15 protein-coding genes are annotated in these 13,431 nt (G+C 36.6%); all 15 read right to left on the bottom strand.

Annotated features, from left to right (window positions below; genetic code table 11):
* Positions 1–24: 24 nt before the first annotated feature.
* On the bottom strand, positions 25–615 hold the full coding sequence (gene lhaT / locus LMD38_RS18725) for a lipoprotein heptaprenylglyceryl N-acetyltransferase LhaT (protein ID WP_000262825.1): 591 nt from the start codon (positions 613–615) through the stop codon (positions 25–27).
* 110 nt (positions 616–725) lie between these two features.
* On the bottom strand, positions 726–1,493 hold the full coding sequence (qcrC, locus tag LMD38_RS18730; protein WP_000554603.1) for a menaquinol-cytochrome c reductase cytochrome b/c subunit: 768 nt from the start codon (positions 1,491–1,493) through the stop codon (positions 726–728).
* Positions 1,494–1,536: 43 nt separating this feature from the next.
* On the bottom strand, positions 1,537–2,211 hold the full coding sequence (gene qcrB, locus LMD38_RS18735; protein WP_000932700.1) for a menaquinol-cytochrome c reductase cytochrome b subunit: 675 nt from the start codon (positions 2,209–2,211) through the stop codon (positions 1,537–1,539).
* Positions 2,212–2,724 carry a menaquinol-cytochrome c reductase iron-sulfur subunit gene (gene qcrA, locus LMD38_RS18740; RefSeq protein WP_001290418.1) on the bottom strand — a complete coding sequence of 171 codons (513 nt, stop codon included), beginning with the start codon at positions 2,722–2,724 and terminating at the stop codon, positions 2,212–2,214. It lies immediately after the preceding gene.
* A gap of 140 nt (positions 2,725–2,864) precedes the next feature.
* Positions 2,865–3,341 (bottom strand): YpiF family protein, encoded by a 477-nt coding sequence (locus tag LMD38_RS18745; RefSeq protein WP_116733345.1) that lies wholly within the window; start codon positions 3,339–3,341, stop codon positions 2,865–2,867.
* 135 nt (positions 3,342–3,476) lie between these two features.
* Entirely contained in the window at positions 3,477–4,013 is a 537-nt protein-coding gene (locus LMD38_RS18750) for a ReoY family proteolytic degradation factor (protein ID WP_001095923.1), read from the bottom strand.
* Positions 4,014–4,086: 73 nt separating this feature from the next.
* On the bottom strand, positions 4,087–5,349 hold the full coding sequence (locus tag LMD38_RS18755; RefSeq protein WP_016717018.1) for a tetratricopeptide repeat protein: 1,263 nt from the start codon (positions 5,347–5,349) through the stop codon (positions 4,087–4,089).
* A gap of 432 nt (positions 5,350–5,781) precedes the next feature.
* Positions 5,782–6,894, bottom strand: coding sequence for a histidinol-phosphate transaminase (gene hisC, locus LMD38_RS18760; protein WP_049113555.1), 1,113 nt, complete (start codon positions 6,892–6,894; stop codon positions 5,782–5,784).
* 120 nt (positions 6,895–7,014) lie between these two features.
* Positions 7,015–8,100, bottom strand: coding sequence for a 3-dehydroquinate synthase (aroB, locus tag LMD38_RS18765; RefSeq protein WP_016717016.1), 1,086 nt, complete (start codon positions 8,098–8,100; stop codon positions 7,015–7,017).
* On the bottom strand, positions 8,100–9,272 hold the full coding sequence (gene aroC / locus LMD38_RS18770) for a chorismate synthase (protein WP_016717015.1): 1,173 nt from the start codon (positions 9,270–9,272) through the stop codon (positions 8,100–8,102). Before aroC ends, aroB begins: the two co-directional genes overlap by 1 nt.
* A gap of 270 nt (positions 9,273–9,542) precedes the next feature.
* A complete protein-coding gene (gene ndk, locus LMD38_RS18775; RefSeq protein WP_000415885.1) occupies positions 9,543–9,989 on the bottom strand; it encodes a nucleoside-diphosphate kinase in 447 nt (148 codons plus the stop codon).
* Between the two features lie 124 nt (positions 9,990–10,113).
* On the bottom strand, positions 10,114–11,076 hold the full coding sequence (hepT, locus tag LMD38_RS18780) for a heptaprenyl diphosphate synthase component II (protein ID WP_000776070.1): 963 nt from the start codon (positions 11,074–11,076) through the stop codon (positions 10,114–10,116).
* Positions 11,077–11,107: 31 nt separating this feature from the next.
* Complete coding sequence (menG, locus tag LMD38_RS18785; protein ID WP_001187662.1) at positions 11,108–11,821, bottom strand: 2-heptaprenyl-1,4-naphthoquinone methyltransferase; 714 nt, start codon at positions 11,819–11,821, stop codon at positions 11,108–11,110.
* Positions 11,822–11,850: 29 nt separating this feature from the next.
* Positions 11,851–12,600, bottom strand: coding sequence for a heptaprenyl diphosphate synthase component 1 (locus tag LMD38_RS18790; protein WP_016717014.1), 750 nt, complete (start codon positions 12,598–12,600; stop codon positions 11,851–11,853).
* A 214-nt stretch (positions 12,601–12,814) separates the two neighbouring features.
* Positions 12,815–13,384 carry a GTP cyclohydrolase I FolE gene (gene folE, locus LMD38_RS18795; RefSeq protein ID WP_001151482.1) on the bottom strand — a complete coding sequence of 190 codons (570 nt, stop codon included), beginning with the start codon at positions 13,382–13,384 and terminating at the stop codon, positions 12,815–12,817.
* Positions 13,385–13,431: the final 47 nt, after the last annotated feature.

Raw genomic sequence — 13,431 nt, forward strand, 5'->3', positions numbered from 1 at the left:
TTTCTCCCCCTAATGTTCTAACGATTATAAAGAAAACTGTTTTCGATTCTCACGTAAGCAATAATAATATGTCATACAAAGCACAGCAATGCTTAACCAGAACGTAAAATAACCAATTTCCCCTACAAACAAATGCATAATTCCGTATCTCGGCATTTGCCAAAACAAATAATCAATTGCATCGTTATGTAATGTCCATATAGCTGCTACTGCAAAATGCCATTTTTTTATACGGTAAAACGGTGCATATAGCACTGCTTGTACTGCCATCGCAAAATGTGAAAGCATTAACATATACCCGATAAAGCCAATAGGACCTTTTACATAGATCATAATCCCATTTACAACAACAGCCCATATTCCATATTTTATTAAAGTAACAATCGCTAGCGCCTCTATTAATCCCCAATTTCTTTTTATTAAAAAAGCAATTAAAACAAAGACAAAAAAGAGACTTGCCATAGGACTATCGGGTACAAACGGCCAAAATATAGGTGAAGTTTCTTTTAATTGATTTCCATACCATATAAATCCGTATATTGTACCTAATATGTTAACAACTAATAAAAATAATAATACGGAGCGTTGTCTTAACATTGCATACAAATAAACCAAGTTGTATGTCCAACACCTTTCATTCTTTCATCAAACTCTACTCTATTATATAGTAAACTTTCTATCATCAAAATAAAAAGCTGACTACAAATTTTGTAGTCAGCTTTTTATTATTTTTTATTATACTTTGCAACGAATTCCGAAAGCTTCTTCAGCTCCTCATCTGTACCTTTAAATACACCTTTAGGCATGGAACCTTTTCCCTCTTTCGCAATTTTAGCAATTTCTTCTGGCTTCAAAGTTAAATTTTGCAGTGCCGGTGCTGCTGCTCCGCCCTGTAAATTGTCACCGTGACATGTTAAACAAGTATTTTTTTGCATTAATTTATAACCGTCATCATTTTTATCAACTGGTGCTGTTTTTACAATTGCTCCTTGTTTTTTTGCAGCTTCCCAGTCGTGGTGTGCTACAGATTCCCAAGTTAAAAAGATAATCGATGCAATTGCTAAAAGCATAAATCCCGTTGCTACAGGACGCTTCAATGGGCGTCTTTCTGGGCCTCGATCAAGAAATGGAGCTAACAGTAATGCGCCAAACGCAATCCCTGGCATAATGAACGCTCCAATTACAGTAAATGAGCCAGAAGCATAAGAATACTTTAATAACTGATACAAGAATAAGAAATACCAATCTGGAAGTGGTATATACCCAGCATCAGTTGGATCCGCCATTCTTTCAAGCGGTGACGGATGCGCCACTGTTAAACATAAATAACCGATTAAAAAAACTGCACCAACCATCCATTCTTTTAACAAGAAGTTCGGCCAAAATGCTTCTGTTTTCCCTGGGTATTCCGAATAGTCTTTTGGAATGTTTGGTTTCCGAGCTACTGGTACCCGAGAATCTCCTACAAACTTCATCCCTTTGCCGCGATGCATAATCTCCCTCCTTTAGTTCTTTCCCCTTTAATTTAGCAATCTCTTATAGTGGACCGGAAATACCTTGTTTGCGAATCATGATGAAGTGGAAGGCCATTAAACCTAGAAGTGCTGCTGGTAAGAAGAAGACGTGAATAGCAAAGAAGCGAGTTAATGTTTGAGCGCCAACAATTTCGGAATGACCAGCGAGTAATGTTTTAATGTAAGGACCAATGAGCGGCGTTTGCTCTGCAATTTGAATCCCTACTTTCGTAGCAAATAACGCTTTCATATCCCACGGTAATAAATATCCGGTAAAACCAAGACCTAACATAACAAAGAAAATAAGAACACCAACAATCCAGTTTAGCTCACGAGGCTTTTTATACGCACCCTGGAAGAAAACTCTAAGTGTATGTAAAAACATCATTACAATTACGAGACTAGCACCCCAGTGGTGCATACCACGAACAATTTGCCCATATGCAACTTCATTTTGCAAATAATAAACCGATTCCCAAGCATTTTTAATATCAGGCACATAATACATCGTCAAAAACATTCCAGATAAAATTTGAATTACAGTAACGAAAAAGGTAAGTCCGCCAAAGCAATAAACGAATGCAGAAAAGTGATGTGCCGGGTTTACATGTTCAGGTACTTCATGATCAGCGATATCACGCCATATTGGTGTAATATCTAACCTTTCATCTACCCAATCATAAATTTTATTTAGCATCTACTTTGCACCCCCTCTTGGCTTCGCTTTTCCTAGATACAACGTTCCATCTTTCACTTTAGATTCGTATACATCAAGTGGAGCAAGGGGCGGCGTGCCTTTAATGTTAATTCCGTCTTTTGTGTAACGGCCCCCGTGACATGGACAAAAGAATTGATTCGGATGTGCTTTGTCCGAATTCCAGTTAACTGTACATCCTAAATGTTTACATACTGGAGAGAACGCAACAATGTCTCCGCTTTCATCTTTATGAACCCAAGCTGATTTTGGCTCTTCGGACTTGTACCAACCATCAACCTGCTTCACCTTAAAGTCGAAACGTTTCGGCTCTGTTGTAATATCCTTTACTTGTGCAACAGCAACCATATCCGTTCCCGCTTCTTTTCTTAACACCGGATCAAGCGCAAATCGCGTCATCGGCATTAAAATACCCGCTGCCATAAAGCCTCCTACCCCTGTAAGGGTGTAATTTAAAAACTGTCTTCTTGACACACGATGTTCTTTCTCGCTCACGAAAATTTCCCCCCTCTATCAGAAATTGTCCCCTCGTGATAAATTATATAAAAAATAAAAACTAGGACACTATCATGATATAATACGCTCATGCACAGGTCAATATCATACTACTCATAATAATAAGAACTTTCTGTTTATTATTGTTTTCCCCATTTTTCTTCTAACATTACCATTATATTTTTTATATGTGCATGAATCACTTCTCTTTTCGCTTGATCACTAAATTGTTCTAACGCTAATGAAGGAAACCAAAATAAATCTCCCTGCAATTCTTGCATATCTTCTTTCCATGAAAAATCACTTGTAACATAAGCAATATGCTTAAAACCTTGCTTTCTCAAATGATTTGTCCATTCTTGCAAACGGCCTTTTTCGTTTTTTTGACTTTCTACTAGATACGTAAATGCAGGTAGTAAAAGCACTCTTCCTTTATATTCTCTTTCTAGCTCCATACTCAACAATTCGATAAATTCGCCTTGTTCTACTACCGTTTTCATTTCTTTTGCTGCTGAAATTGATAAAAGTGGTATAACACCCGTATCTACATATTCTCTTGCTTGCTCAAACTGCTCCACATCTTTTACAATCCATTTCAAATTTCTTCCCTCCCTCACCTGGAAATGACAGAACTTTCACTTTATATATATTAAACCATACTAAAAGAGGTAAAAAAAGAAAAACTACCTATATTAAGGTAGTTTTTCTTAAAAAGTCTGAAATTTGTAAAATTTTATGAATCCAAATGAATTTTATAACATCTTTAACTCCGCTGTTAACCTATGAAACGCTTCCTTATCTTGCTTATCCAGCGCTTCATCAATTTGCTTTAGAAGACGTTCTCTTCTAAAAGAAAATACACTTTCTTCTAAAAACCTTTCTGCAAGTAAACGATCTTTTTCATTTACTTCAATGTGCTTTGGTAAATACGGGTTTTCTTCTAATACAGCTACATAGTTGGCATTTTGAAACGATGATTTAAAATTGAGTTGAATATAAATATCCTCATCTCGATTTAAACGAATATCATGAAACGATTTTTCAGCATCTGTTGTCATAACATTTTGTTTAAAAAAGTGAAACGGTGTATCTTTTACACAATTCGCGGACATTACTAAGCCACGCGGACAATATTTTGCATGCTCTACGAAGTGGACTTTATGCATCAATTGGTCGTGACTCATTAAATAATTCAAAATCCATACACATTCACGCTGTTTCAGTTGGTAATTATTCAAAAACCATTTTACAAAATCCTTCTTCTCGTTTACAGAAACAGGGGTATTCATAGCAATTAAGTCCCTCCTCTGTCTTTCTCTTTTCTTTTTAGATTCAAGAAGCGGCATTCAGTTTCCTTCCAACTTATGAAAAATCCTCTAAATTATATAACAATTCTTCAATATGAATTTGTGTCGGGTCTAGTTGTATTAACTGAGTAAATACTTCTTTCGCCTCTTTTCGCATACCTTCTTCCAATAAGAAATAACCGTACTCTTCCAAGAAGTCTGGATGATTCTTAAAAGAAGTATATGCACTTTCATAGTGTTTTAATGCATCCGAATACATTTCTAATTGTTTTTTTGCAAATGCAAGATCCCAAAGTAGTTGTGTATCTGGTTCTCCGCTATCAATTGCACGCTCTACAACAGCGATTAACTCTTCATATTTTTCTTGTTCCTTTAAGATGTACGCATATTTTAATGTTGCACCTAAATGTCCTGGATCTAACTCAAGCGCTTTTTGAAGTACTTCCTCTGCTTCCGCAATTTTCCCTAATTTCGCTGCAATGTTTGCTAATTCTACATAAAATGGTACAGAAAGCTCATCTACTTTAATTCCTTCATGAAGTGTTTCATAGCTTTCTTGAAGCATCCCTTCTTTTTCATAGCTTTTCGCTAAATACATGTAAAGCGATGCATACTCAGGATCTAATTCTTTCAGTTCTTGCCAAGCACCAATTGCTCGTTGGTATTCTTCACCTTGGTATAACGTGAAGGCATATCCAAATAATGAGTGAATATCTTTTTGTTCCTCTAAACCTGCTTCGTAGTAAGAAATCGCCTCTTCCCAATTTCCAATCGCGCTTAACGTTTCTCCAAGGCGTAGCGCAATGACAACACCACCCATTACTTTATGTTCCGCTAATAGCGACTCATAATAAGTGATTGCCTTTTGTTCTTCACCTTTACTACTATATAACTCTGCTAATCCAAACGTAATGACAGGCTCGTCAGGCATCATTTCTTTCGCCTTTAATAGTTTTTGTTCTGCTACATCATCGAAACCTTGCATTTGGAATAAATCCGCAACAAGTAATAACGATTGAACATATAAATCATCATTTTCTGGAATATCATGAAGCACTTCAATCGCTTCATCTTCTTTGTCTAGATCAATATATAATTCTGCTAAAAATACAGTGAATTCACTTTCCTCTGGATACAATAAACGTAAGTCTTCTGTAATAGCTAACGCTTCATCCGTAAATCCAAGTGTATGATAATAGCGAGCGATATCATACTTCTCTTCATCATTCGCAATTTTTAATTGTTCTTTTAATAATTGTAATCCTTTTTCCGCTTCACCATTTTCAATATATGAAACAACTTGTTCAAACTTTTGCATAAACGTCTCCTTTAATTCTAAAAAATATTCTTTTCTGTTCATTTCCCCCGCTATTAACGGGCAGTAAGACCCCACCTCAAAATTCAGCTAAGGCAAAGAAGTTAGTTTTTGGGTCAACTGCCCGTAAAAGCCCGATTGGTTCAACTAATAATCAGCGGGGGATAAACATCCCCCTACTAATTAAAGTTTCACTTTATCATAAGCAACTAGGTGTAAGAACGCAACCTTTAGAATGAGCATACTTCTTCTTGTACTTTCACTGATAACGATTCAAATATGACACCGATACCGCATTACTACTTTCTATTGTACCGTTTTCTTTTATGACCGTGCAAATAACTCCCCTTATGAATTATTAGCCCGCACGAACTCTTTACAGTTCTTCTTTATTTAAATAAAAAAGACTCCTATATTAGGAGCCTTTACAAACTCTTAAGAGTATGTTTCTTCTTTCTTTACTTGCTCGTTTACAAGCTCTTTCAACAGTTCTATAATTTCATCATTTTCTTCTTTCAAACCGACAGTAATACGAATGCCATCATGTATACCAAATGCAGCACCAGAACGAACGATATAGCCTTTCTTCATTAATCGTTCGAAAGCCTCATTACCAGGAATACCGAGCTTTAAGAAAATGAAATTTGTTTGAGATGGATAATAGAATACGTTATATTCCTTACAAAATGCATAATACTGATGTAAACCTTCTTCATTCTTTTTCACACATTCTTGTAAAAATGCTTGATCTTCTAAAGCAGCGAGTGCTACAGATTGCGCTACAGTCGATGTATTAAATGGTAACCTTGCTACTTCTAATTGCCCAATTAACTGCTCATTACCAACCGCATACCCAATACGGAAAGCGGCTAAACCGTATGCTTTTGAAAACGTGCGTAAAATCATAAGATTTCCATACTTTTCAAGAAGTGGCAACGTTTGCGGATAGTCTTCCGCCCCCGCATATTCATAATATGCCTCGTCCATAATAACGAGCGCTGACTTAGGAACTGATTCTAAAAATGAAAGTAATTTTTGTTTCTCTACATATGTACCTGTCGGATTATTCGGATTACAAATCCATACGATCTTCGTTTTATCATCTACTTGCTCTAGCATCGCATCTAAATCATGAATGCCATCTTTAAGTGGTACTTCACGAACTTCTGCTCCTTCAATAACAGCATGGTGATGGTATTGCGAGAATGTCGGATTCGCCATTACAACATTTGTTCCTTCGTGTAGTAATGCACGGCTAATCATTTGAATGACTTCATCTAATCCACTACCAAATAGTAGTTGTTCTGCTTTTACACCTAAATGTTCCGCTACTTTTGTCCGAAGTTCAAAGGCATATCCATCTGGATAAAGGGCATATTGGCTCGCTAAAGAAGTTAATGCTTCTGTTACACGCGCTGAGCAACCGAATGGATTTTCGTTCGATGCTAATTTCACAATTTTTGATAATCCATATTCCCTTTTTACTTCTTCAATATTTTTCCCAGGCACATACGCTCTCAAAGTTAACAATTGTTCTTTTACTCTCATTTTTCTTCCCCCAGTCGTTTTATTCAATTCGATTACAATGAGGTTATAATCTCTCACTGCAATCGTTTATCTTAACCGTCACTATTACGAGGACACCTTGAAACAAGCACTCCTTAGCTCTTAAACCATATCCTTTTGAAATGCCTCTAACGCAATATGAACAGTCTCATCTGGAATAGATACGACATTCACTACCCCATATTCCTGCATAAGTACCATATGAATTGCTCCAGCATTCGCTTTCTTATCTTGTTTCATCAACCCGACGAGGCGTTCTACATTCAAATCACTTGGCATTTTTGGATAACCGTACTTTAAAAACCACTGCTTCATCTCTTCATAAGCAAGATTAACCTTATACACTTGCTCACTTAAGAATATAGCAAATAACATTCCAACCGCTACTCCGTCACCGTGAGTAATATTTCCGTATCCTAGTTCTTTTTCAAGAGCATGACCTAACGTATGTCCAAAGTTCAAATGAGCACGTACACCTTTTTCTGTTTCATCTTGTGCTACAATGTTTGCCTTTACAGGAATCGCCTTCGTTAATATGTGGATTAATTTCTCATCACGAAGATCTGCTAATGTTTGCACTTCTTCTTTTAGCCAATGATATAGTTTTACATCACCAATTAGAGCATGTTTTATCACTTCTGCATAACCTGAGCGCCACTCTTTTTCAGGAAGAGACTGTAAAAACGGTGTATGATATACGACTGCTTCTGGTTGATGGAATGCACCTATCATATTTTTACCTAACGGATGATTGATTGCTACTTTCCCACCTACTGCGCTATCGTGAGCTAATAAAGTCGTCGGAACTTGAACAAAGCGAATTCCACGCATAAATGACGCAGCAACAAAACCAGCTAAGTCTCCAATCATCCCGCCTCCAAGTGCGATAATTAAAGAATTTCTATCTAATTTATTTTCAAGAGCTGACGTATGAGCCGCATAGAAATTTTCAAAGGACTTCTCTTTTTCACCACTCGGTACAACGAATGAAAATACTTTTTGCTCTATTTGCAACGCATCTACAACCGTCTGTAAATGTAAAGATGCAACAGCTTCATCTGAAATAATCATGATGTTTGATACAGATGGCTTCATATTTTGAACAATCGTTGTCAAATGTGACAACGATTCTTTCCCTACATATACATCATATTCTTTTGATTTCGTTTGAATATGTATGTTTCCCATTAAAATCCCCTCGCATATTCATTATGTCTCTCAATATTTTCACGAATAAGGTCCATACGATCTAATCCGAATTGTTCTATTAGAGCTGTGGCTAATTCCCAAGCTACAACCGCTTCTGCAACGACACTAGCTGCTGGAACAGCACAACTATCTGAACGTTCAATACTTGCTGTAAAAGGCTCTTTCGTATCAATATCGACACTTTGCAACGGTTTATATAGTGTAGGTATCGGTTTCATCACACCGCGTACAACAATTGGCATTCCAGTCGTCATACCGCCTTCTAAGCCACCCGCGTTATTTGTTCTTCTTGTATATCCATGCTCTTCATTCCACACAATTTCATCATGAACTTCGCTGCCCGGTCTATGCGCTGCTTCAAAACCAATTCCAATCTCAACACCTTTAAAAGCATTAATGCTCATCATTGCGGCTGCTAATTTTGCATCTAGTTTTCGATCATAATGCACATAGCTTCCTACTCCAATCGGCATTCCTTCCACAATTACTTCAACGATGCCACCAATTGAATCACCATTTGATTTCGCATCATCAATTGCTTTTATCATTTGATTACCAGCTTCTTCATCTAAACAACGTACAGGTGATGCTTCTGTAATACTTTTTAATTCTTCAATTGAACGATACGTAGTCTCCTTAGCCTGTACACCACCAATTTCAATTACATGGCCTGCTACTGCAATACCAAGTTCTGCCAACACTTTTTTAGCAACCGCACCAGCAGCAACACGTACTGTCGTTTCGCGAGCCGAAGAACGTTCCAGTACATTTCTCATATCTCTATGACCATATTTAATCGCACCATTTAAATCAGCATGTCCAGGTCTTGGTTTTGTTACTTTCCTTTTCATTTCTTTTTCTTCTTGTTCCGTTAACGGCTCTGCACCCATAATTTTTGTCCAATGTGCAAAATCACGGTTTTCGACAACAAGCGCAATTGGAGAACCTAATGTCTCTCCATGTCTAACACCACTTACAATTTGCACTTGATCTGTTTCAATTTGCATGCGTCTACCGCGCCCATATCCCTTTTGCCTTCTAGCTAACTCTTCATTTATATCATCCGCTACTAATGGTAGTCCGGCCGGAACACCTTCTATAATCGTTGTAAGTTGTGGACCATGAGATTCACCAGCTGTAATATATCGCATACGTTATTCCTCTTTTCGTATATGTATTTATCTCGCTATATTAAGCAATAATATTATCTTTCATTACTCTAAAAATATGAAAGAGTTATGAATACATCAGCCATTCGCTTATTCTCCGATAGGCCGTTACTTTACATATCAATATATCATAACAGCTCTAACTTCGTAACTAATAGAAATAAAAAAAGTGCAAGAAGAATACCCCTATTCTCCTTGCACTTTCTACTATTATCACAGTGATTAAAGCGTTTACAAATTATTTCAAAATAATTAGTAAATCCATTCATTCATTAATTTTGAGTAGTCAACTAATTCTTCTTCTTTAAAGAAAATAGCAATCTCGCGCTCTGCACTTTCTAACGAATCAGAACCATGGATAATATTTTTCGCAACAGTTACACCGAAATCTCCACGAATTGTTCCAGGAGCTGCTTCATGTGGTCTTGTTTTACCCATCATGTTACGAGCTGTATCTACTACACCTTCACCTTGCCATACCATTGCAAATACAGGGCCAGATGTAATAAAGTCTACTAATTCACCAAAGAAAGGTTTCTCTGTGTGCTCAGCATAATGTTGTCCAGCAATTTCCGGAGTGACTTGCATTAATTTTGCACCAACTAATTGAAAGCCCTTCTTCTCAAAACGAGCTACAATTTCCCCAATGAAGGCACGTTGTACACCGTCTGGTTTAACCATTAGAAATGTTTTTTCCATAAAAAATCTCTCCACTTCTGAATTATGTATGTAATTGTATATCCCCACACACATATTAACACCCTTATCACAATTGTGCAATAGTTTTGAAATAGAGAGATTATTTTATTTTTTAGAAAAAACACTAAAATTTTCGTTTCCCAATATACTTTGCTACATTTTGTAATGCATACTTTGCTTGTCCACGTGGGAGTGGTTTTATAATTTCTAATGCTTTATGTAAATAACGTTCACTAAACGCAAATGCTTTATCAATAGCATCACTATTTTTTACAGCCTCAATAATTTCTTTCATTTCGTCCGCTGTTGTATTTTCATGTACAGATTTGATTTTCTTACAAAGAACCGGATCTTCCATAGCATATAGAGCAGGAAGCGTAATGTTTCCTTGCAATAAATCACCACCAGCAGGTTTTCCAAGTTTCTCTTCTGTGGAAACGAAGTCTAAAATATCATCAATAATTTGATACGACATCCCTACGAAATAGCCATACCAAAACAGACGACTTACTGTATCACGATTAGCGCCAGCAGCAATTGCTCCTAGTTGGCAACTTGCAGCAATTAATAATGCGGTTTTTCGCTTTATTCTTCTTAAATATGTTCTTAAATTTTGGTCATAGTCATACTTATCTTTAATTTGTTCGATTTCACCTTTACAAACTTCTAAAATGGTATGCGATAGAGCCTGATGTGCCTCTGGAATTTCAATATTCGTTATACATTCAAGAGACTTAGCGAATAAATAGTCCCCTGTATACATGGCAATACGATCTCCCCATTTCGCATTCACAGTTGCACTACCACGTCGTAAAAACGCGGCATCAATAACATCATCGTGAACAAGAGAAGCCATATGAATAAGTTCTAACGCAACAGCTACATGCTTAATTGCGTCTAACTTATAATCTCCAAATTTCCCTGCAAGCAACACAAATACAGGACGAATTCGCTTCCCACCAGCTTCAATAAGTTGTAATGCCGCCTCTTCTACTAATGGCTGTTCAGAAGCAACTGTCTTTTTTAATTCTTTTTCTATCACATTAATATCCGATCGTAAAAAAGAGTACATAAGTTGTAACTTCATATTGTTCACCTTAACCTAAAACTTCTTTTTTCTATTTTGATTCTGGTTTCATACCTAAATGCATCGCTGCTACCCCAAAAGTAAATGGCTTCACTTGCACACGTTCAAGTCCAGCTTTTTCGAACATATTAGCCAATTCTTTCATACCTGGGAATGTACTAGCAGATTCTTGCAGCCATGAATATTCTTTATAACTTTTCGCAAATAACTTTCCAAATAACGGCATGATATATTTAAAGTATAAAATATAACCTTGTCGAAAACCAATCATTGTTGGTTGAGATGTTTCTAAACAAATTACTTTTCCACCCGGTTTTACTACACGCGTCATTTCTTTTAATACGTGCATATAATCCGGTACGTTACGTAAACCAAATCCAATCGTTACATAATCAAATGTGTTATCTTCAAATGGAAGTTCCATTGCATTTCCGTGTAGAAGTTCTACTTGTTTTAATTGTAAAGCCTCTACCTTTTGCTTACCAACAGATAACATATTTTCACTGAAGTCTAAACCAACAACCTTGCCCTGTTCACCCACTGCTTCAGCTAGCGCAATTGTCCAGTCCGCTGTCCCGCAGCAAACATCAAGCGCTTTACTACCTGGTTTTACATCCATAATGCGCATCGTCTCTTTACGCCACGCTTTATGCCTTTGAAAACTAATTACAGAATTCATTACATCGTATTTATCAGAGATTTTCTCAAATACATCATGTACTCTTTCTTCTTTTGATTGTTGCATGCTCGTACCTTCTTCCAATGTAAAATTGCTTATGTCTTCGATTTATCTCTTAACACAGAGTTTATTTCGCTTATATCTGTGTGATTTTCTAAAAATTGATTTTCTTTCTTTCCGAGTTCCATCATCCATCCATTCATAACTGTTTCTGCATCCGCTTTATCGTTCAAAATCTCTTGAACCGCTTGAAAAACAGGTGAATGCTGTTTTTCAACATGTAATTCACATTCTTTTTGGAGACGATTTTTCCCTAATACATATGTTATAAACGATTTCCAATGCGATAAATGAAAATGATCACATGTTTTTTGCAAAAGTGCAGACTCAATCGTTACTACACTTTCCAGTATGTCATCCATCGTTTTATGCGCTTTTTGATATAACATTATTTTGTGTTCATTAATTTCTTTAATTCCTTCAGCAAGCGCACGAATTAAAACAATATCACGATTCATAGATAATAAGTAATAATATAACCCGCTATAATAATCACCAGCAAGCACTGTTAACTGGCGGCGCTTATGCGATTCATTCGCTTCTTCCCCTACTTTATTCGATACTCTTTCATGTGTATCAAGCGCAATTTGCACAAGCATAATCGTCACTACATAATGCTCAATTTGTTTTATATGTAAATTTGCACCTTTTAAAGCACCATATAACAATGCTATTTTCTCTTCATCAATAAATGGTTCTTCAATATAGTTTATAAAATAAGGATGGCGTAATTTCACCATCAATTTCTCTCTTATACCCGCATACCCTCCGTAGATGTCACACACAAAAATCACCCTTGTTTTCTAATTCATAAAACTTATTATAACACATACACTCTATTTTCTATAACCAAAACTTGGCTACTCTTTCCAAACTTCTATCGAACTACATAACATCTTCTATTCTTTTAAGTAGCCTTTCTATTCTCACTCTGCCTTGCTAAAACTATATCATTTATTAAAAAAAAAAAAAAAAAGAAAAGCAGTTTCCCACTTTTCTTTACTTCGTTTTAATAAAAGATAAAATTTCACTACGTGCTGCAGCATCATTTTCTAGTACACCACGTACTGCTGTTGTTACTGTTTTTGCACCTGGCTTTTTCACACCACGCATCGTCATACACATATGTTCCGCTTCTACTACTACCATTACACCATGCGGCTCTAGTACTTCCATAATAGAGTTCGCTACTGTTGATGTAATACGTTCTTGCAGTTGTGGACGACGTGCAATTGTATCTACAGTACGAGCTAATTTACTTAACCCTGTCACTTTTCCGCCTTGCGGAATATATGCAACGTGAGCAACTCCATAGAATGGAACTAAATGATGCTCACACATCGAATAAAACGGTATATCTTTTACTAGTACAAGCTCCTCGTGATCTTCTCCGAACACTTTGTGCAAATGTTCTTTCGGATCTTCATGCATACCTGAGAACACTTCTGCGTACATTTTTGCAACACGCTTTGGTGTATCAAGTACTCCCTCACGATTTGGGTCATCTCCGATTGCCTCTAAAATAAGACGTACTGCATGTTCAATTTGTTCTAAATTAACTTTTGCCATCCGCTAGCCCTCCCGAAAACCTAAAAGTGATACGAACACATTCTAGC

This window comes from Bacillus pacificus (assembly GCF_020861345.1).
Lineage (GTDB): Bacteria > Bacillota > Bacilli > Bacillales > Bacillaceae_G > Bacillus_A > Bacillus_A pacificus.

Excerpts from the sequence above, each read along its gene's own strand:
- qcrC (WP_000554603.1), bottom strand. The coding sequence starts at position 1,493 with ATGCATCGCGGCAAAGGGATGAAGTTTGTAGGAGATTCTCGGGTACCA.
- qcrB (WP_000932700.1), bottom strand. The coding sequence starts at position 2,211 with ATGCTAAATAAAATTTATGATTGGGTAGATGAAAGGTTAGATATTACA.
- LMD38_RS18750 (WP_001095923.1), bottom strand. The coding sequence starts at position 4,013 with ATGAATACCCCTGTTTCTGTAAACGAGAAGAAGGATTTTGTAAAATGG.
- LMD38_RS18755 (WP_016717018.1), bottom strand. The coding sequence starts at position 5,349 with ATGCAAAAGTTTGAACAAGTTGTTTCATATATTGAAAATGGTGAAGCG.
- hisC (WP_049113555.1), bottom strand. The coding sequence starts at position 6,894 with ATGAGAGTAAAAGAACAATTGTTAACTTTGAGAGCGTATGTGCCTGGG.
- aroB (WP_016717016.1), bottom strand. The coding sequence starts at position 8,100 with ATGGGAAACATACATATTCAAACGAAATCAAAAGAATATGATGTATAT.
- aroC (WP_016717015.1), bottom strand. The coding sequence starts at position 9,272 with ATGCGATATATTACAGCTGGTGAATCTCATGGTCCACAACTTACAACG.
- ndk (WP_000415885.1), bottom strand. The coding sequence starts at position 9,989 with ATGGAAAAAACATTTCTAATGGTTAAACCAGACGGTGTACAACGTGCC.
- hepT (WP_000776070.1), bottom strand. The coding sequence starts at position 11,076 with ATGAAGTTACAACTTATGTACTCTTTTTTACGATCGGATATTAATGTG.
- menG (WP_001187662.1), bottom strand. The coding sequence starts at position 11,821 with ATGCAACAATCAAAAGAAGAAAGAGTACATGATGTATTTGAGAAAATC.
- folE (WP_001151482.1), bottom strand. The coding sequence starts at position 13,384 with ATGGCAAAAGTTAATTTAGAACAAATTGAACATGCAGTACGTCTTATT.